Annotated in this window: 17 protein-coding genes; 13 read left to right on the forward strand and 4 right to left on the reverse strand. The window is 34.0% G+C overall.

The genetic code is table 11. The features are described 5' to 3' along the window. The first annotated feature begins 2 nt into the window (after positions 1 to 2). The 3 genes from IRZ80_RS10260 to IRZ80_RS10270 all read left to right on the forward strand — a co-directional run bounded on the left by IRZ80_RS10260 (position 3) and on the right by IRZ80_RS10270 (position 1,911). On the forward strand, positions 3 to 332 hold the full coding sequence (locus tag IRZ80_RS10260; RefSeq protein WP_194641473.1) for a DMT family transporter: 330 nt from the start codon (positions 3 to 5) through the stop codon (positions 330 to 332). Between the two features lie 126 nt (positions 333 to 458). Then, complete coding sequence (locus IRZ80_RS10265) at positions 459 to 1,223, forward strand: sensor histidine kinase (protein ID WP_194641474.1); 765 nt, start codon at positions 459 to 461, stop codon at positions 1,221 to 1,223. Further along, on the forward strand, positions 1,192 to 1,911 hold the full coding sequence (locus tag IRZ80_RS10270; RefSeq protein ID WP_194641475.1) for a LytR/AlgR family response regulator transcription factor: 720 nt from the start codon (positions 1,192 to 1,194) through the stop codon (positions 1,909 to 1,911). The genes IRZ80_RS10265 and IRZ80_RS10270 overlap by 32 nt, the downstream gene beginning before the upstream one ends. Positions 1,912 to 1,937: 26 nt before the next feature. Here the strand turns inward: IRZ80_RS10270 and IRZ80_RS10275 are convergent, their stop codons facing one another. From IRZ80_RS10275 to IRZ80_RS10285, 3 genes are all read right to left on the reverse strand, one after another. Next, a complete protein-coding gene (locus IRZ80_RS10275; protein WP_194641476.1) occupies positions 1,938 to 2,993 on the reverse strand; it encodes a DUF3137 domain-containing protein in 1,056 nt (351 codons plus the stop codon). Positions 2,994 to 2,997: 4 nt separating this feature from the next. Further along, a complete protein-coding gene (locus tag IRZ80_RS10280; RefSeq protein ID WP_194641477.1) occupies positions 2,998 to 3,591 on the reverse strand; it encodes a LemA family protein in 594 nt (197 codons plus the stop codon). A gap of 127 nt (positions 3,592 to 3,718) precedes the next feature. Next, the gene (locus IRZ80_RS10285; protein ID WP_194641478.1) at positions 3,719 to 4,663 is read right to left on the reverse strand and encodes a hypothetical protein; all 945 of its coding nucleotides are present in this window, start codon (positions 4,661 to 4,663) and stop codon (positions 3,719 to 3,721) included. Between the two features lie 374 nt (positions 4,664 to 5,037). Here IRZ80_RS10285 and IRZ80_RS10290 point away from each other — a divergent pair, with 374 nt between their 5' ends. Beyond that, complete coding sequence (locus IRZ80_RS10290; protein ID WP_194641479.1) at positions 5,038 to 7,308, forward strand: cation:proton antiporter; 2,271 nt, start codon at positions 5,038 to 5,040, stop codon at positions 7,306 to 7,308. 25 nt (positions 7,309 to 7,333) lie between these two features. Here IRZ80_RS10290 and IRZ80_RS10295 read toward each other — a convergent pair whose 3' ends face one another. After that, on the reverse strand, positions 7,334 to 7,549 hold the full coding sequence (locus IRZ80_RS10295; RefSeq protein ID WP_194641480.1) for a hypothetical protein: 216 nt from the start codon (positions 7,547 to 7,549) through the stop codon (positions 7,334 to 7,336). A gap of 411 nt (positions 7,550 to 7,960) precedes the next feature. Between IRZ80_RS10295 and IRZ80_RS10300 the strand changes: the two genes are divergently transcribed. From IRZ80_RS10300 to IRZ80_RS21000, 9 genes are all read left to right on the forward strand, one after another. Then, positions 7,961 to 8,551 (forward strand): RNA polymerase sigma factor, encoded by a 591-nt coding sequence (locus tag IRZ80_RS10300; protein WP_194641481.1) that lies wholly within the window; start codon positions 7,961 to 7,963, stop codon positions 8,549 to 8,551. 169 nt (positions 8,552 to 8,720) lie between these two features. Next, positions 8,721 to 9,869, forward strand: coding sequence for a FecR family protein (locus IRZ80_RS10305; RefSeq protein ID WP_194641482.1), 1,149 nt, complete (start codon positions 8,721 to 8,723; stop codon positions 9,867 to 9,869). A 171-nt stretch (positions 9,870 to 10,040) separates the two neighbouring features. Continuing rightward, positions 10,041 to 13,355, forward strand: coding sequence for a SusC/RagA family TonB-linked outer membrane protein (locus tag IRZ80_RS10310; RefSeq protein ID WP_194641483.1), 3,315 nt, complete (start codon positions 10,041 to 10,043; stop codon positions 13,353 to 13,355). A 5-nt stretch (positions 13,356 to 13,360) separates the two neighbouring features. After that, on the forward strand, positions 13,361 to 14,806 hold the full coding sequence (locus IRZ80_RS10315; protein WP_194641484.1) for a RagB/SusD family nutrient uptake outer membrane protein: 1,446 nt from the start codon (positions 13,361 to 13,363) through the stop codon (positions 14,804 to 14,806). A 15-nt stretch (positions 14,807 to 14,821) separates the two neighbouring features. Further along, positions 14,822 to 15,592: a DUF4843 domain-containing protein gene (locus IRZ80_RS10320; RefSeq protein ID WP_194641485.1), complete on the forward strand. Its 771-nt coding sequence runs from the start codon at positions 14,822 to 14,824 to the stop codon at positions 15,590 to 15,592. A gap of 33 nt (positions 15,593 to 15,625) precedes the next feature. Further along, entirely contained in the window at positions 15,626 to 17,104 is a 1,479-nt protein-coding gene (locus IRZ80_RS10325) for a PKD-like family lipoprotein (RefSeq protein ID WP_194641486.1), read from the forward strand. A 74-nt stretch (positions 17,105 to 17,178) separates the two neighbouring features. Further along, entirely contained in the window at positions 17,179 to 18,060 is an 882-nt protein-coding gene (locus tag IRZ80_RS10330; protein WP_194641487.1) for a thioredoxin family protein, read from the forward strand. Then, positions 18,057 to 19,535, forward strand: a complete 1,479-nt coding sequence (locus IRZ80_RS10335) for a retropepsin-like aspartic protease (protein WP_194641488.1) — start codon at positions 18,057 to 18,059, stop codon at positions 19,533 to 19,535. Before IRZ80_RS10330 ends, IRZ80_RS10335 begins: the two co-directional genes overlap by 4 nt. Positions 19,536 to 19,555: 20 nt before the next feature. Beyond that, a complete protein-coding gene (locus tag IRZ80_RS21000; protein ID WP_228520870.1) occupies positions 19,556 to 20,938 on the forward strand; it encodes a TlpA family protein disulfide reductase in 1,383 nt (460 codons plus the stop codon). Positions 20,939 to 20,944: the final 6 nt, after the last annotated feature.

The following is a 20,944-nucleotide window of genomic DNA, read 5'->3' on the forward strand; positions in this document are numbered from 1 at the left end:
TTATGAACTGGATTTTACTCATCATTGCAGGTTTCTTCGAAGTAGGTTTTGCCACTTGTTTAGGAAAAGCCAAAGAAACGTCGGGGATGACATCTACATTGTGGATGGCAGGTTTTTTTGCGGCTCTTTCTATTAGTATGACTTTATTGTACAAAGCTTCGCAAACGTTGCCAATTGGTACGGCTTATGCAGTTTGGACAGGAATTGGTGCGGTCGGAACAGTTTTGGTCGGGATTTTTGTGTTTAAGGAACCTGCGACTTTCTGGAGGCTTTTCTTTTTGTTTACTTTGATATCTTCAATAATTGGGTTGAAATTTGTTTCGGCACATTAATTGAGTTCTTAGTCAATAGTAATTAGTTTTATAAAGAAGCTTTTAAAACAATTCAATTTATATAGTTTAGCAGGCTAATCACTAATACCATTGACTAGTCACTAAATAGTAATCATTTCAAACCAAATGGATAACGCACAAGAAAACAACACTCTCATATATATATTATTGGTAATTATTCTGGTATTCACTGTGGTTGTTTGTTATCTTATTTATAGATTGACCGCTTCCGCGAAAGCTAAAAAAAGCGTTGAAGAACAGTTTGGTCTGCTGGAAATGAAGGTTAATAATTTACAGCTGGAAACGCTGGAGTCACGGCTCAACCCGCATCTTTTCAAGAATATTCTCAACTCGATTCAGTCGCATGCTTATCAGACGTATTTTGCTTTGGATAAACTGGCCAATGTTTTGGATTATATTTTATACGAAAGCCAAAAAAAGTTTGTTTCCCCAAAAGAAGAAATTCAGTTTGCCTTAAATCTGATTGAAATCAACAAAATTAAGGTAAGTCCGCTTTTTGAGCTGAAAGTAAAAACCAAGATTGACGAAACCGAAAAGCTCTATGAGCAAAATCTTCTGGCACCTTTAATTTCAATTGATTTAATTGAAAATGCTTTTAAACATGCCGATCTGCAGAGTGCTGATGCTTTTATTTCTATTTTATTTGAGTTCAAGGACAATTGTTTCAGCCTGACGGTTTCCAATAAAATTTCGGAAAAAAAAGCCTTGATAAAAGAACGAAGCGGAATAGGAGCAACAACCTTGGAACAACGTCTGAAAATTATCTACAAAAATCAGTTCAAATTGGATAAATTTGTCGAAAACGACATTTATATTGCGCATTTAAAAATCAATCTGCTTGAATACAAAAATCAAATGTTTACTGCTTGACGACGAACTTCCAGGTCTTACTTATCTGAAAATGCTCTGCGAGCAGATTCCGGAACTGGAAATTATAAAGGCATTCAACGATCCCCAAAAATTATTGGAAGAAGTTCCCAAACTCGATTTTGATCTGTGTATTTCGGATATCGAAATGCCAGGAATTGATGGTTTGACGCTGGCTAATTTGCTTCAGGATAAATTGGTGATTTTTACGACCGCTTACAAAAATTACGCTGCCGAAGCTTTTGATATCAACGCAGTTGACTATATCACAAAACCAGTTACCAAGGAACGTTTGGAAAAAGCGATCGCCAAAGCCCTCGAGCGGTTTCAAAAGCCGGATGTTTCCAAAAAATTTATTAGCCTGAATACCGATAAAGGCAAGTCGTTATTGTATTTTGATCAGATTCATTACATAAAATCCGCATCGCTGGACAGTAGAGATAAAGAAGTCAATCTTACAGACGGAAGCGTTTTACTGCTTAAAAACATCAATTTTGGTTCGTTGTTAAACCAGCTCCCCAAAACTGATTTTTGCCGTGTGAACAAAAAAGAAATTATCGCTTTATCGGCAGTGCAGTTTTTCAATCATAATGAAATTACGCTTTCTATTCATGAAAAAAACGGAAAACCAATTGTGCTGGTTTTGAGTGAAACGTATAGAAATGATTTTTTGGCGAAAGTGAAAATTTAATTCGGCGGCTGAGCAGTTTTTTTGTCTTACACTTTGCTCCAAATTCTTCTGTCGATATTTAAGTTTTTGATAATTTCTTCAAAGGAATTGATTTCTTCGATATAATTCAAAAAGTAATTTTCATTTTCAATTTTGGTAAATATATCAGCTTTGAAAAGGTTTTTTTTCCATGGAATTAAAAAGTAAATTTTTCCTTCGATAAACGAAATAATAGGCAATGCTTTTTCCCTTATCGATAAAATATTTATTCTGTCAATTAAGTTTTGTGATAATACATAATATCCCGTCTGGATATCTGATGCATATATGCTGTAATTGTCATTTATGTTTTGATTCTCAACATCTATTTTGGTTAATGATTTTGAGGCAAATAGTTCATGGACTTTGTCTTTCAGATTTTCATTTTCTTTAGGGATCATCAGAATTTTTCCTCTAAAGTCTTTGTTGAAATCTGCATACATGAAAAAGCCTGAATAAAACATATTAATATCTTTGATTACACCCGCAAAAACTTCATCAGGCTCATTGTCATTGTCAAAAATATTTTTAAAAATTTCTATAGGTATCAGAATAAGCGAAAGTAAACAGCCTCCGGCAGTCTTGCTGTAATTGGTTACTTCTTTATGAAATTTGATTTCAAAAAATTCTACATCTATATCTTCTATTTTGCCTTTTGTGTAATCTTCACCTTCAATTTCAATGGTATCAGAAAAGAATCCTTGGTTCAGAATTTCACTTTCTTCCAGGATTTTATTATTGTAACCGTATGAAGAATAACTTAAATTGGGTTTTGTTTTTTCAAAGACTGCCGGCAAAAAATTGTCTTTTAGATTTGATTCAAAAACTATTTTTGGGTCATTCATTGCCAATGTTAGCAGGTACATAATTCCAATAGTAATTGTTACGGGAAGCAGTATCGAGATTATACAATTTAAGACTGCAGCTACTATTAGAATTCCCTTCAAGAACTTTCTTAAAGGCTTTACAATGCTGTAAATTCTATTGAGTTTAACAGCTTTAATTCTTGATTTTTCCAGAGATTGTGCTTGTTCATTTAAAAAAGCAATTAATTCTTTATCCATAATCTTAATTAAATAGTCCTTTTAAATTTGGAGCCGATTTAGAATTTTGCTCAGCTATAAAATAAGGTCTTATTGTAAAGTCATAAATGCTGGCGAAAAGGGTTGAAGGAAATGTTTGTATGGAGTCATTCAGGATTTTAACAGATGCATTATATGCTCTTCTAGCTGCGCTTATCTGTTCTTCAGCTTCATTTAGGCTTCTTTGCAAATGCAGCATGTTTTCATTGGATTTTAAATCAGGATAATTTTCAACAGTTACCATAAGCTGTTTTAATTGTTCTGTTAAATCATTTTCTAAACTAAATCTTTCTGCAGAACCAGGTTTTATTTGAGTTATCCTGCTTCTTAATTCTACAATTTCTTTGAGGGTGTTCTGTTCAAATGACATGTATTTTTTTACGCTTTCAACTAAATTTGGAATGAGTTCGCCTCTTTTTTGCAATTCAACATCAACACCGCTGAACGCGTATTCAGCCTGATTTTTCTTTCTCACTAATCCATTGTAAATAGATATAAAGACTGGAATGGTTATAAAAAATATTGGTAATGTGATTATGGTTAAGATTATAAGAGTAATAAAGGCAGTGGTTTTGTTCATGATTTTTGTATTTTGTTTTCTTAATATTTTGAAGTTTTGTGGAAAGAAATGTTTTGATTTTACAATGGTTTGGGATTAAATTAAGCCAATTGACCAAATCCGTTGTAGCTGTTACCAGAAGTTTTTTTTAGATGCACTCATTTCGTACGTTAATATTTTTTCTTTCAAGTTCCATTTTCATATCCAGCCATTTTTTGTCATTCAATGTTCCTGCTGGATATATTTTGCGTCTATAATTTTTAGTTATTACTCTTAAATTATTTGGTTGTTTTGCTTGGCTTTCGTAAATGATAATTTCAATTTCAGAATTTTTATAAATGTCTTTTACCCACCAAAAATAATGATTTCTAACCACGAAGTAATTTTTTGATAGTTCAAAATAATGCATACAATAAGCATTAAAACCAAACCATATTAAGCAAATTGGAATAAAGAATTTTAATGAACTTAATTTAGAAATTTTTCCCACTGTAAAAATTTCCAAATAAATAAAAAATAAAATTAAACTCCATAACATTATTCCACGGAATGAAAAGATTGAATTTCCTTTAAATTCTTCGAAATTTTCTTTTTCAATTTCTTTTTCAACTATTTTTTTATGATTAATTTCAAAGTTATCTTTTTTATTTATTACAATTTGTTTTATAAAAGATTTGATTTCCCAAGAATTTGAATACATATCGTCAAAAATATATTCGGCAATGTTGTTTTTAAATTCTAAAGTTGTGACTTCCATTTGATAATTTAATAATCCAAAACCTTTCTTTCCAGTCATTTTTATATTTTGAATATCTTTCCAATAATATGTTTTGTTTTTTATTATTATTTTTTCAAAATCTAAAATTATTTTTGGCGAGTTTTTGATATAACTTTTCGCAAAACTAAAACCGATAAAGTATGCTAATAAACCAAACATTGGCATTAAATATGTTTTGTTTTCAATTTCATTAGCTAACCATTTTTTATAAAAGATGTTAATCATAAATGTTCCCAATGCAATAAAAAAGAGCAGTGAAAAAAATATTGACAACCAAATAGTTTTCCGGTTGTTTTTTGATGTAATTTCTGTCATGTGATTTTTTATTAACTTGTATATGCCAGCAATAAAATAACTTAAAACCACCCAGTTTCGGCTGTATTTTGTGTTATAAAAACCGCTTGTGTTTATTTGACTAATGTATAGATAAATATTTACAAATCATCACAGAATTTCTGTCTGCTAAATGTTTTTCCGTAGTTTCATTAACTTTGAAAAAACATTGTTTTATTAGTCTTCAAATCTATAATGGTACATTTTATATGTAGATGAATATGCTTCTAGGGTTAACTTATTACAAAGTTTTTCCCTCTTGTTACATCCCGCCAAAATTAGACTGCAATTCGTTTTCGGCTTTCAAAATCTGTTTACATATTTGCACTTGAATTAAATTACCTTAATCAAGATATATGAAAAATATAACGAAATCTTTTTTTTATCTGATAATGATTGGCGGTTTTTCAGGATTGATCTATTGGATTATCCTAAAAGGAAAAATGCTGGAAACTGGGCGAAATATTGTGTCTAATCATCAAGAAAATGGACATTGGAATGATTTTTTGACGTCAATGTCACAGAATCTGCACCATCCGCTGGCAATACTTTTGGCACAGATTGTAACGATTATTCTGGTGGCCCGTTTCTTTGGCTGGGTCTGCCGAAAAATTGGACAGCCAACAGTAATTGGTGAAATGATTGCAGGTATTGTATTGGGGCCGTCTTTGATCGGGATGTATTTTCCGGAATTCTCGGCCATGCTGTTTCCAAAGGATTCATTAGGAAATCTTCAGTTTTTGAGCCAGATCGGATTGATTCTTTTCATGTTTGTAATAGGAATGGAACTCGATTTGAAAGTGCTAAAAAACAAAGCGCATGATGCCGTAGTAATTAGTCATGCCAGTATTATTGTTCCGTTTGCACTAGGTCTGGGCTTGGCGTATTATATTTATTATTCATTTGCTCCAGAGGGAGTGGAGTTTCTTTCTTTTGGATTATTCTTAGGAATCGCTATGAGTATTACAGCTTTTCCTGTTTTGGCAGGAATCGTCCGTGAGCGCGGGATACATAAGACAAAGTTGGGTGCCATCGTAATTACCTGTGCGGCTGCTGATGACATAACTGCTTGGTGTATTTTGGCTGCAGTTATTGCGATTGTAAAAGCGGGTTCGTTTACCAGTTCGCTGTATGTTATAGTTTTGGCGGTTTTTTATGTATTGCTGATGCTGAAAGTCGTTCGCCCATTCTTAAAAAAAGTTGGTGATTTGAGATCGACGCGAGAAAGTTTAAGCAAGCCGATTGTTGCGATTTTCTTTTTGACTTTACTGCTTTCCTCTTATGTTTCCGAACTGATTGGGATTCACGCCTTGTTTGGAGCGTTCCTTGCAGGGGCAATCATGCCGGAAAATAATAAATTCCGTTCCATTTTTATCGAAAAAATAGAAGACGTTTCGGTTGTTGTTCTGCTTCCTTTGTTTTTTGTCTTTACTGGTTTAAGAACGCAAATCGGGCTGATTGACGATCCGCATTTGTGGAAAATAACGGGAGTTATTATTCTTGTTGCCGTTGCTGGTAAATTTTTCGGAAGTGCTTTTGCCGCAAAATTTGTGGGACACAGCTGGAAAGACAGTCTGTCTATTGGTACCTTAATGAATACGCGCGGACTGATGGAACTGGTCGTACTGAATATTGGATATGATTTGGGTGTTTTGTCTACCGAAATTTTTACAATGATGGTGATTATGGCTTTGGTCACTACATTTATGACTGGGCCGGCTTTGGATTTAATAAACTTTGTTTTTAAAGATAAACCGACAGCTATTCCAGAAGAAATCAGCAGTAAAAGCAAATATAAAATTCTTATTTCTTTTGCGACAGCAGATAAAGGAAAACTGCTGCTAAAAGTTGCCAACAGCTTCGTTAAGAAACAAGGCGGCAATACGATTGTAACTGCCATGCATTTGACATTGAGTTCGGAACTGCATTCCTTTGATGTGAAAGAGCATGAAAGAGAAGTTTTTCTACCGGTTATTTCCGAATCCGAAAATCTGAACCAAAAAATAGTCACTCATTTTAAAGTGTCCAATGATATTGATTCTGATATAACCGAAACGGCTAATCAGGGCGATTATGATTTATTGTTAGTTGGTTTGGGACAATCTATTTTTGAAGGGACATTATTGGGGAAAGTGCTTGGGTTTACAACACGCATTATCAATCCGGATCGTTTTATTGATAAAATTACCGGAAAAGAAGGGCTGTTCGAAAATTCTCCTTTTGATGAAAGAACAAGACAGATTATTGCCAACAGCAAAATGCCGGTTGGAATTCTTGTTGATAAAGAGTTGGAAGAAATCAACCGTGTTTTTATACCAATTTTCTCTGCCGAAGATGGTTTCCTGATGGAATTTGCCCAAAAATTGATACACAATAATGGTTCTCAAATTACAGTTTCGGATTCTATGGGAGAAGCCAGAAAAGACAGAGAGATTCAGGAAGCTGTCCGTTCGATAGAACAAATCGCTCCTAACCATATTATGATGATGCAGGAAAGAACGATCAAAAAAGAGTTTCTGGAGCTGCAGGATTTAATGATTATCAGCTTGGAAAGCTGGAAAAAACTAATTGATTCCCACAGTACCTGGCTTAATAATACGCCTTCGGTGCTTATTATTAAACCTTAAGAGTAGAAGGACCGCAGAGACCTGTTTATGGATTCTGCGGTTTTACAGTAAATTTTTTGAGAACAGTATGCACACAGATCGGCGGGAAAATTTTTGTAATAATATCAAGTAACGCTTCTTTACTCATGGTTTTTTGTCTAAAACATAAGATTTCTTGGATGGTGTCCGCTTTGGATTTGCCGGCAGGATTGAATGAACTGCTGAGCATCATAATAGCAATATTTCTTTGCAGGAGGAACATTGTATTTTTGATAAGTCTCAATGGAGTTTTTAGCTGTTTTTTTATTGCTGGAGTTTAAACGGATTTTAAATCTTACATCTGCTGTTAGATGGTAAAGAATCGCAAATTCTCCTCTTTTTTTAATTTAAAGAAATTAACTACAGGCAATTTATTTCTAAAATAAAAGCAAAAATTTGTTTTAAATTCTGTCATTGGAACGGTTTTAAGAATTCCGCTTTTATAGTATGAAAGAATTAACGAATTTAAATTTTTTGGACTTTAAATTTATATTAAATTAAAAACTCTATAATTCTGGTAGAGTTTAAAGAATCAGAATAAAAATTTAACTAAAGTTCTTGGATGCTACCAAATTAAATTTGTTGAATTATTTTATTATGTTTGCCCGGAATCTAATTTTCTAAAACAAAACAATTGTCAACCCCTGGTTTAAATTCCGATACTCTTTTAATAGATCGTCTGCGTAATGGAGATGAGTCGGCTTTAACAGAACTCTACAATAAATTCTGGCAATTGTTATTCACGTCTTCTTATAATGTGATTAAAGACAAAGAGCTGTGCGAAGATATTATTCAGGATATTTTCATGAATATCTGGCACAATCGTGAAAAATTAGATATTCATATTTCTTTAAAAGGCTATATGTATGCCTGTGCGCGTTATCAGGTTTTTAGTTATTTAAAGAAAAATAAAGATAAGGTGCATGTCGAAATTTTTGATGATTTAGAAAAACGTTTTCAGCATACTACGCCTGAAACTGAAATGATGCACGAGGAATTAGTGCAGCAGATTAATCTAATCATTGAAGCCCTTCCTGAAAAATGCCAGCTGGTTTATAAATTAAGCAGGGAAGAGCAGTTATCTCATAAAGAAATTGCAGAACGCCTAAACATTTCTGCAAAAACAGTTGAAAATCATATTGGAAAAGCGCTGCAGACCATTAGAGCATCAATGGGAAATACATTGAGCGTTGCAATGATTTTATGGCTTTCTAAAAATCTTTAGGGAAGTAAAAATGATTGCCGATAATAAGTTAAAAATGCTGATTTTTCTTATTTATATCAAGACTTTTCTTAAAAAGAGTAAAAAAATCAAAAAAAACACAATTTGGACTAGGGGGTAAATGTCTTTTTGGATACTTACTTAATATACTCCCGCATTAATATTAAAAAAAATGGAAAAAGAAGAATTCTTAACGTTATTAAACAGATATATTTCTGGTGATACTAATCGGGAGGAGAGTAAAAAGTTACTGCGTTTTTATGAAAGTTTTCAGACTTCTGATGAATGGGACGAAAGCTTGGGGTCAAAAGAAGAGATTCAAAATAAAATGCTGCAGCGGATTCAGACCGCAATAAAATCGGAAGAAACTAAAGTAATTCCGTTGAAACCGTTTTACACTAGAAAAAGTTTCAAAGTAGCGGCCGCAGCATCAGTTGCGATGCTTATTTCCATTTCGTTATTATTTAACCGAGGAAACAAGACAAAAGATACAATTCCGGTTGCAGCCAATAAAAATATTTTGATCGGAACCGATAAAGCAACACTGACTTTAGAAGACGGATCTGTGATCGAACTGGAAAAAGGAAAAGCCTACAGCAAAGGAAATGTTTCTAGTAATGGCGAGAAATTGATTTACAATTCAAAAGACGGCAAAACTGCTGCAATCGCAAATAACTTTTTAACGATTCCGAGAGGAGGACAGTTTTTTGTCCAACTGGCCGACAGTACAAAAGTCTGGCTGAATTCAGAATCACAGTTAAAATATCCGGTTGCTTTTACTGACGGCGAAACCAGACAAGTGGAACTGCTGTATGGTGAAGCTTATTTTGAAGTGTCGCCAAGTACAAAACATAAAGGTTCAAAATTTAAAGTCAAAACTCAGGAACAGAATGTTGAGGTTATTGGTACTGAATTCAATATCAAAGCTTATAAAGATGAAACTACAATTTATACCACACTGGTAAAAGGAAAAGTTGCAGTAAGTAATTCAGGCAGTAAAGCAATTCTGGCACCAGATGAGCAATCCAGAATAAGCAGCTCCAACGGAAGCATAGCTGTTGCCGAAGTTGATGTTTACAATGAAATTTCATGGAGGAAAGGTTTGTTTGTTTTTAAAGGAATGCCGCTGAAAGATATTGCAAGAGTCCTGTCCCGCTGGTATGATACTGATATAGTGTTTGCTGATCCGGCACTTGGGAATGTGAAGTTTAACGGGGTATTAAATAAAAATCAGAATCTCGAAGATATACTAACTACAATCAAGAACATTAACTTTATTAACGCCTATGAAAAAAAAGACAATAAGATTATAATAAAATAAAAAAGAAAAGGGATTAAAGTTTAGACCTCTCACCGTACCTCACTTCATCCCTTTCTGTGTATTAATCAATTAATCAGTTTTAAACCAATCAACCAATTAACATGTAAATTTATGAAATTTAAATTAACCAGTGTCTATTTCTATTTTAGAAAGCGGCTAATTATTAACATTATGAGAGTTTTTATCTTCTTGTTTTGTACTACAATTTTTGGTTTTTCTCCCATAAATGTATTTTCACAAAACACAAAAATTGTAATTACAGCTGATAAAACGGTAACTGTCGATGAAGTTTTCGATCTTATCAAACAGCAGACTAACTACACTTTTATTTATCAGGAAGATTTATTTAAAAAATTACCCAAAGTACATCTTAAAAAAGGAAAAATCAGAGTAAATGATTTACTGGAGGCTAGTTTTCCCGGTAAAGATTTTAACTTCAGTTTTACTAATGGGAATACAATTTTAGTAAAACAGAGACCAGCAGAAAAAGTTGTGGTACTGCAGCAAAAAACGATAGTAATTAAGGGTCATGTGACTAATAGTGCGGGTGAGCCCCTTCCAGGAGTTAACATACAGGTGAAAGGTACAAAAAACATTACCCAAAGTGATTTTGACGGCAGCTATACTATTGAAGCACCAGACAATGATTTTCTGTTGTTTACTTATATTGGATACAGATCTCAGCTTACAGCAATAAACGGTAAAAAAGAAATCAATATTTCTCTCAAACAAGAGTCAAAAGATCTAAAAGATGTTGTTATTAATACTGGGGTAACAGAACGTAAAAAGGAACTTATCACTGGAGCAGTTACAGTTTTTAGAGGAGAGGAGCTACGACAGATTTCTACTCAAAATGCAGTTCAGGCATTAAAATCATTAGATCCTTCTTTTATAGTTTTAAATAATAATATAACAGGTTCCAATCCAAACATTTTACCTACGATTGAGGTGAGAGGGCAAACGAGTTTAACCGCAAATCAGGTTGACAGTCAGTTTAGAGATGATCCAAATCAGCCTTTGTTTATATTGGATGGATTTCCAACGACTTTACAGCAGGTTGTCGATTTAGATATTAATAGAATTGCGAGTATCACATTATTAAAGGATGCCGCTTCTACAGCATTATACGGTTCCCGATCTGCAAATGGCGTTGTAGTAATCGAAACCAATAAGCCTTTGCCTGGAAAATTACAATTTTCTTATGTTTATAATTCTTCTTATGAACTGGCAGATTTAAGTGTTTACAATTTAATGAATGCCGAACAAAAACTAGAATTCGAAAGGCTTTCTGGAGTTTATAAAAGCAGCGCATTTCCAGCTTATGAATATTCTGTAAAACAAGTTTATGATAATCGTTTGGCAGCAGTTCGTCGCGGCGTGAATACTTATTGGCTGAATGAACCAATCCAGATGGGGATTACTTCAGGGCACAGTTTATCTTTTTGGGGGGGATCAGATGAATTCAGATTCAATATCGCAGGAAATTATAAAAATCTAACTGGTACAATGAAAGGCTCTGAGCATAATACTTGGGGATATAATGGAACTTTTACTTACAGGAAAAATAAATTAAGCCTAAATAATAATTTTTTCGTTTCAGGAGGCAATAATCAGGAATCGCAATATGGCTCGTTTGAAACTTGGGCAAAAACCAGTCCGTATTATCCAAAATACAATGAAAACGGAATAATAACACGTTATCTAGATGGATCATCCTTGCCATTAACCAAGGAGCAGACTCTTGTAAATCATGCTGCAAACCCGCTTTATAATGTTTTTTTGCCTAGTTATGATAAAGGAAATGATTTTAATTTTACGAATAATTTTGGTGTAAATTATGATGTAAATCCGCATCTTAAAACAACAGGAGCTTTATCTGTTTCAAGAAACAGCAATGTAGGCACTGTATTTGTATCGCCGGATGACACCCGATTTATCAGCAATATTGCGACTGAAAAAGGTACATATACAAGAAACGAGGCAGTAACTAATAAATGGAATGCAAATCTTGGAGCGACATATTCTAATATTTTCAAAGATGTACATTCATTCAATTATACTATTAGAGCTTCTGGTCAAGAAACAAGAAATAATGCTTATACTTCAGTGTTAAGAGGATTTCCGCTTGGAGTTCCTGGTAATCCGGCATTTGCTTTTGGATACCAGCCTAACGGAAAACCTCAAGTTTATACACAGTTAATTCGAAGTGTCGATTTAACCAATCAAATCAACTATGCATACGATCGAAGATTCTTATTCGATTTTACGCATACTATTTCTGGTGCAACCAATTTTGGAACAAATAATAAATATTCACCTTACTGGGGAGCGGGTATTGGCTGGAATTTAAATAACGAATTCAAGATGAACGATGATATTGTCAACATCTTAAAAGTGCGCGCCAATATTGGTCAGACAGGAAATCAGAATTTAGTTGGTTATGCTTCTTACGATGTGTATTCTTACGATATTAATACGAATGTTTTTGGACCTGGTTTAGGAATTTCTCAAGTTGCAAATCCTGATTTACAGCCTCAAAAAACTAAAGATTTATCTGTTGGATTAGATTTAGGGATGTTCCGTAATAGATTAACGGCAACATTAGGTGCATACAAGCGAGAAACTTCTCCTCAAATTGTAGCTGTAGATCTTGCTTCATCTACAGGAGTAAATTCATATCCGTTAAACGTTGGATATTTAACTACTAAAGGTTTAGAATTTAAAATAAATTACAATTTTATTTATGACCTTAAGAATAACTTTATCTGGGGCTTAGGTATAATGGGCACTTCTGGTGACAATGAACTAGGTGGTTTCAATAATGCATTAGCATCATTAAATAGCGAGGCACAAAAAACAACCAGCTTAACAAGACTCTATGACGGCGCAAGCAGCAATGATCTTTGGGCAGTTCCATCTTTAGGGATTGATCCGGCAACAGGAAAAGAAATTTTCTTAAAGAAAAATGGACAATCGACTTTTATTTTTGATAAAAAAGATGAAGTTATAATGGGAAATTCAAGGGAAACAGCAACAGGTATTGTTTCTACAAATTTAACTTATAAAGGTTTTAGCTTTGGATTGTTTGTGCGTTACAGTTTTGGTGCTGAAAGATTTAACAGTGCATTATATAACAAAGTTGAAAATATTACTTCGACCTCAATTTTTGATAATCAGGATGCCAGAGCTTTTACAGATCGTTGGACAACTCCAGGGCAGGAGGCTGAATTTAAAGCAATTGGGTTGACAAATTTAACACCTATATCATCACGTTTTATTCAAAAAGACGATTATATATCTGGAGAATCTATCCGTTTAGGATACAGGGTAACTAATAGAACATGGTTAAAAAGAGCAGGATTGACTGGATTAGGATTTAATGCATTGGCAAATGAATTCTTTCGAGTATCTACTATAAAAGCCGAACGTGGAATTGATTATCCTTTTTCAAGAATCTATTCACTTAGTTTAAACTTATCATTTTAATAATTATGAAAAAGTATTTATATAACCTTACATCCATTTTTCTTCTGTCAATTACGGCCATTAGCTGCAGTGATTTTTTGGAGGTAGTCCCACAAGATCAGATTTTGGAAGAGCAGACCTATAGTTCTGAGGCAGGAGTTCAAAATGCTCATAATGGACTTTACTTGCAATTGGCTAAAAATAACCTTTACGGCAGGCAGTTAACTATGGATGCGGTCGAAATTTTAGGGCAGCAATATAATATGGCTGGAAGCCGTAATGAAAACAAAACGGCTACTTATGCTTATGCAGAATCTACTCCAAAAACAGTGTTTTCAAATATCTGGGAAACTGCATTTACTACTATTTTATCAGCTAATAAATTTTTAGAAAGTATCGAAGAGCATTCCAGCATTGTTTCTGCAGAAAAAGCAAACATGTTAAAAGGGGAAGCTCTTGCTATTCGTGCCATGCTGCACTTTGATATGCTTCGTCTTTATGGGCCGATTTATAAAATAGCGCCTTCAGATCCTGGAATACCGTATTATGATCATTTTGTGACTACCAATAATCCAATTTTGCCTGCTAAGGATGTAATTGAAAAAGTGCTTGCGGATCTGGACGCAGCATTAGGGCTTTTAGCAAATGACCCAATCTTGACTACAGGAAAGTTTGCAGCAACAACAGCTTTTGATGCTAATCCGTATTATTCATTGAACAGAGGCCAAAGAATGAATTACTTGGCAGTAAAATGTTTAAAAGCGCGTGTTCTTTTATATTCAGGGGATAAGGCGGGGGCATCAGCTGTTGCCAATGAAGTAATTGCATTTACAAAATCAAACACATTTTTTCCGTGGACAACATTTTTAGCCGCAACTGACGCAGCTAATCCAGACCGTACTTTTTCTTCAGAAAATTTCTTTTCACTTAGTGATTATACTTTATACACCAAGCAAAAAGATTTATTTGATTCCAGTCTAGCCGATGATAAAATATACTCTCCTTTGTTAACCCGTTTAAATGCTGTTTTCGAATCAAACGATAATGATTACAGAAGTCTGCCAAGCTGGAAAATTCCAGTTGTAGGAGGTAAAACACAAAAAACATTTTATAAATATGAAGATGTTACAAAGAAAGATATGATTTTCCGTTTGCAGATTCCAATGTTTAAACTTTCAGAAATGTATCTAATAGCGGCCGAAACGGCAGCAGTTCCAGCTGATGGAATTGCATTTTTGAATACACTTCGCTTTAATCGCGGCTTAGGAAATTTAGCTTTGACAGCAGGGGTAACTGCAGAAGTTACTAAAGAATACAAAAAAGAGTTTATAGGGGAAGGACAGTTGTTTTTCTATTATAAAAGAATTAATTCGGCTACAATTCCAAACGGCTCGGCCAGTTCTGGAAACGTAACTATGGGTAAACTTCAATATGTTGTACCAATGCCGGATTCTGAAATTAATTTTCAATAATTTAAAATATTAAATATGAAAAAGATATTGATTTTAAGTATAATCTTCTTGTCCTTTTTAGGATTTGTATCATGTGAGCAGGAAGAAATAGCAGCTTACGAAGATACTGATAATGTTTATTTTTCTAATGCAGTATTCTCTCCTAATGGTACAGGTGCAGAGTTAATTGATAGTACCGGATTTAGTTTTGGTTTAGATAATCCAGCTATAACCAAGAGAATTTTTAAAATTCCGATAAGAGTTCAGGGAAAATTAAGTGATGTTGACAGAAAGGTAAAAGTTTCAATAGATCCCACAAGTACAGCAGTTGCAGGAACTCATTTTTCTCTGCCCGAAAATATTTTTATTGGTGCAGGAAAGCAAGTAGACACTATAGTGGTTACCGTTTTTAGAGCTCCCGATATGAAAACTAATTCGTTTACTTTGATTTTAAATCTGGAAGAAAATGAATCATTTACAACAAAGATGCAGACAAAAGTGGTCAATGTTTTGACGCAAAAAACTATGAGTTTCATTCGTTATAAATTGACATTTGATGATAAATTGACACAGCCTGCCGGTTGGTATGCGCCATATCTGGGTGCTTTTACAGCCAAGAGATTCTTTTTAATGTGTGATTTGATGCAGTTGGAACCGTCAATGTTTGCTCAAAAACTGGGCGCACCTGGTTTAACAATTCCTGACGTGGTATATTATCAAACCTTTATGAAACGCTATCTGGCTGATCAAAAAAAATCAGGAAATACAATTTACGAAGCGGATGGTACTGAAATGCTCTTCCCATAATTAGTAATTCATTTTAATATAAAATTTATGAAAATGTTTAAAAAGATAAAAATACAATACGCTGTAATACTGTTATTAACTTTAATTTATGGCTGTGTCACCGATGAAGGCAATTACAATTATAACGACATAAACGAACTGAATGTAACCGGAATAGGTACAGAGTATACCGTTTACGCAGGAGATTATTTCAAAATAACGCCCAGTTTAAATCCAACCAAAGATGACGGGACTGATACAAACAGGTATTCATTTGAATGGATTGCAGTAACTACTGTGACTAAAAATACAATTGCAACGACAAAAGATTTTGATGGTCAGGTCAAATTGCCTCCTGGAAAATATTCAGTTTATTATTTTATTAAGGATTTAGTTACTGGAGTTACCTGGCAGCAAAAGCCTTTTACACTCAATGTAGTTTCTTCTATTTACGAAGGCTGGCTTGTTATTGGTGATGCAGATGGAAAACCAAGGTTAGATATGGTTTCAATCATTCCGGGTATTGCCACGCCACGTGTTATAAATGATGTTTTGAGTGTTGCAGGTTCAACGTTAAAATTGAGAGGGAAAGCGGTTGATATGGAGTGTTTTGGTTCAGCTATTTCTACTTCTACTGCCTATGGAATTTATGTGACTTCTACTGAAAATGGTACTGCGAGAATCGATCCGGATTCATTCGGTTGGGTACAGTCACAAAATATTGCTTACGAAACCGTAGGTGGTTCTTTCGATACTGATTTTGGTGTCGATTTTATGAAATCTGCCAATCCAGGAGAAAATATTATATACAGTAAAGGGAATATTTATACATTCGTCAAAGTCAATCAAACTAAGTATGGTTTGCCACAAAATATTGTGGATACAGAGACAAAACCTTTTTATGCTGCGCCTTTTGTAGCCGAGAATCAAGGAAGTAATGGAACGCCAGTTTTTTATGATAAAGATTTACGCCGTTTTGTACGTTACAATCTTCTTAAAGGGAATTGTTCTTCAATGCCGCCAGTTGTTGGATCTGCAACTGTTTTGGATTGGAATAATACAAATTGCGATTTAATTTATATGACTACATCTGCTTTCAATTCGTATGAAAACTTTGCAGTATTAAAAAATATCTCAACAGGCAAATATCATTTATTACGATTTAATAAAGCTTTAGCACAAACTTATTACAAAGAAATACTTAACGCACCTGATCTTGATAAAGCCACTAAATTTGCTGTAAGTCCAGATTCTGGCTATTTATTTTATGCAGTTGGAGGAAAACTATACGAATATGATAGCGGAACACAATCTGCAAAATTGATGCTGGATAAAGGCACTGAAGAAATTACTTATATAGATTTTAATGTAAGATCAAAAACTTTTGCTAAAAAGTTAATTCTAGGAAGTTATAATGGTACAGCCGGGAAATTGGAATTGTTTACAGTGCCGCCAGTTAATGGAGATTTAATTTTGGATAATGCCTATACAGGTCTATGCAAAATCGTCGATGTCTCTTATCGTTCCCGATAATCAAAAATCTTTAGATAATTAAAAAAGCCGAATGAGTAACGAACATTCATTCGGCTTATAAAAAATCACATTTTATGAAATTTATTTTTAAAACTGCAAGTGCATTTTTGTTGCTTGCCTGGACATCTATTGCCTTAAATGCGCAGACAGCATCAACCGATGAAAGCTGGGAACAAGCCAAACAACAAGCGCAGACAGAACATAAATTAATTTTTGTCGATTTGTATTTTACCGGCTGTGCACCTTGTGCTCAAATGGATAAAGAAGTATTTCCAGATCCGAAAGCAGCAGCTGTTTTGAGTGCTGATTTTGTTACTTTCAAATCGGATATACTGAAAGAAGAAATCGGGAAAAAATTATGCATGAAATACGGCGTTACCGGTTTTCCAACTTTTTTATTTATAAATCCTGATGGCAGAGTGATTGATATGGCTTCGGGTTTTCAAAACGTTGAGCAGTTTACAGCTTTGCTTCAAAATGCTAAAAACTTAGCCAAAAAAGGAATCTTTAAAAAATACAGCCCTCAGATTAACGAAAAAGAGTATCCGGATTTTTATGTGCAGGCATATATGGCAGGCAAGAGAAATGTGCCTTTTGATGTTATCGATACTTATTTAAAATCTAAAGATGCATCTGATGAAGTTTCTTTTGTAATTGTTACCGGTTTAAGAGCAGGCAGACAGTATGATGATTTTTTTCTTTTATCAAGTAAGAAGTTCGCTCAGGATTATGGAAGATCAAGCGTTACCAATCATGTATTTACCATTTTGCAGCGCAAGAAAAAAGAGTTTGAAAAAACAAATGATTTAGCTGGTTTCAAAGAATATTTCACGGAAGTAAAACAATTGTACACACCAGAAGAATGGACAAAATACGAAGGTATTTTATTGAAAGATTTTGGTGTAGAAAAAGTCGTTGCAAAAAATCCAAACACAGCAGAAAAAGTAGTACGATGAAAAAAATAATGATTTTGGCACTGCTGTTTTTTATCGGTTCAATCAATGGACAGAAAAAAAGTACTGTGCAGGTAATCAAAGCTTTTGAAGAATCTTTTCAAAAGAAAGATTACAGCAGTATAAAAAATCTTTTAGCGCCAGAATTTACTGTTGGAGCTGGGGATTCGTCTTCAAATGAATTTTATCTGAACGGAATTTTCAATGCTTTTCCAGTTTTGGATTCTATTCAGATTGGTAAATCTGCAGTAATTAAAAATGAAATTTTCACTCAGGCAGATTTTTGTTTTAATGGAAAAGAAAAAAAGCCGTCACAGATTGTTTTCAATAGAGAAAATAAAATTCTATACGTGACTTTTTTTGATGCATTATACAAAGTAGACCGAAATGCCGAAGTGAAAAAAGCAGCCAGTATTCCGTTTGAAATTATCGAAAACGGAATCGCCATTAAAATAAAATTAAATAAATCAGACCGTGAGTTTTTAATGCTTTTTGATACCGGTGCAGATGGAATGGCTTTGAATCCTGACAGCGCTTACAAAGCCGGAGTTGTAGTTACCAAAAAGAAATCGGCATCTGTTGTCGGCGGAAGCCAGCAGGTACAGTATTCGGCAGATAATACCATTTATATTGGCGATCAGGTTTTAAAAAATCAAGGGTTGGTTATTTTTCCAAAAAGCGGTGTTTATGATGGTTTGTTTGGAGCCAATTTGTTACGCAATTACATCACAAAAGTAAATTTTGATACCAAAACAATAGATCTCTATAATTTTGGAAATTACAAGTATGACGGAAAAGCAAAACCGCTTCTTTTTGACTATAAAACAGGTTTGCCAATTGTAAAATTGAGTTTGACTTTTGCAGATAAAAAAACAGTCGAAGGTAATTTTACTTTCGATACCGGTGCCAGTTATGATTTGATTGCTTTTGGACCTTTTAATCATAAAAATAATCTGGAAGCAAGTTTAAAAACCGAGTATACGTCTACTAATCATAGTTTAGGACTGCAGACTGGAATTTTAGGCGGTAGTATTCCAAATGTGGCAATCAATGGCAATAATTTCAAAGATGTTACAATCGCCTTGCAGGAGTATCAGGAAAGCAATAAAAATTGGGCAAATTTTGCAGATGGCTCGTTAGGAATTGATTTGATAAAGCGCTTCAATTTTACGATTGATCTTCTGCACAAAACAGTCTATTTAGAACCTAATAAAAATTTCAAAAAAGCATCATCTTTCTATTTTGGCGGACTTGATCTGGATTTTGACGAAAACCAAAATCTTATTGTAAAACGGGTTATAGACCAGCAGAATGAAGATCTGAAGAAAGTAAAAACGGGAGCCAAAGTTACTCAGATCAATGATTTTGAAGCCAAAGATTTACTCAAACCGGAAAATCTTAAAAAACTGAAAGAGTCTAAAGAAAGTAAAGATTTCATTATAGAACAGGACAATCAGTCCATGCGGATTTCAATTTAACAACAAAAAAAAATAAAAACATGAAAAAACACATTTTGTATTTCATTTTGGCCTTTACTACGGTTCAAATGAGTTTTGCTGCAAATCTTTCTGAATATGCAGTAATTAAAGGAATAATTACGATTCCCGAATCTAAGATAAAAGAAGTAACGCTTTACAATGCTGAAGAAGGAAAACCAGCGGTTACTGCGACTGCCAAAATAAATTCTCAGGGAGAATTTGGTTTTATGATACCGGTTGCAGCATCTGGATTTTATTATGTTGATTATGGTCAGTTTAAAGGCAGAGGTCAGTTAATCCGTTTGTATTTAGAACCAAAATTAGACATTACGCTTTCAATCAGTAAAGACAGTTATGTTTTAGGTGGTAATAATATCGGTCAGAATGCTCTGGTTCAGAAAGCAAACGAAATTTACAATGAATTTGCACCTTTTGCGAGACTAGGAGGTAATGAAACGTATGTAGAATTTTATCCTTGGCTTGGCGGCGGGGTGGCAAAAGCAGAGACTTTTACTAAAGGCATTAATACAAGTAATGCAGCATTTAATAAGCTTTTGAAATTGGCTGTAGAAACCGATGTTGAAGAATTGACTTATACTTTTTTTAGAATGCCCAGAACTGTATTTCCAGATAAAGATGACCGTCCTGCAATAATTAAACAATGGCAAGTAGACAAAAAATTTACGAACCCTGACCTTTTAAAACTGGCCAACGGAGTTTCGTTAATGTCAAATTATTACTTCTATGTGAGCATGAACGGAGCGTCGGCCCCTAGACGTTTAGATTTAGCCGAAGCCATCACGCATATCACTGAACCAGCCTTAATTGATGTGTATCTTCGTGATGCCGTTGCAACATCAAGAATGAAAATAGAAGAATACGAAAAAGTGGCTCCCGCTATTAAACCTTATTTAATTTCTGATGCCAGTAAAGCATTTATATTAGATTATGAAAAAGTATTGCATAAAAATGTAGGTCAGAAAGGATTAGACTTTACGTATAAAGATATTAATGACAAACCAGTTTCATTCTCAGATTTTAAAGGAAAATTTGTTTACATCGATTTATGGGCAACTTGGTGCGGACCCTGCAAAGCTGAAATTCCTCATATGAAGAAAATCGAAGAAGATTACCACGGAAAAAATATTGTGTTCGTAAGTCTATCGCTTGATAAACCAAAAGACGCTCAAAAATGGAAAGATTTCGTTACAAAAGAGCAATTAAAAGGCATTCAGTTAATGGCTGATAAAGATTTCAGTTCTGATGTAGCCAAAAACTATGATGTAAATGCAATTCCGAGATTCTTATTGTTTGATATGAAAGGGAATATCATTAATGCTGATGCTCTGCGTCCTTCAAATCCTGAATTGAGAGCGCAGCTGGACAAATTGTTAAAGTCATAAATAGAA

It is taken from the genome of Flavobacterium sp. HJJ, from assembly GCF_015351475.1.
Taxonomy (GTDB): Bacteria; Bacteroidota; Bacteroidia; order Flavobacteriales; family Flavobacteriaceae; genus Flavobacterium; species Flavobacterium marginilacus.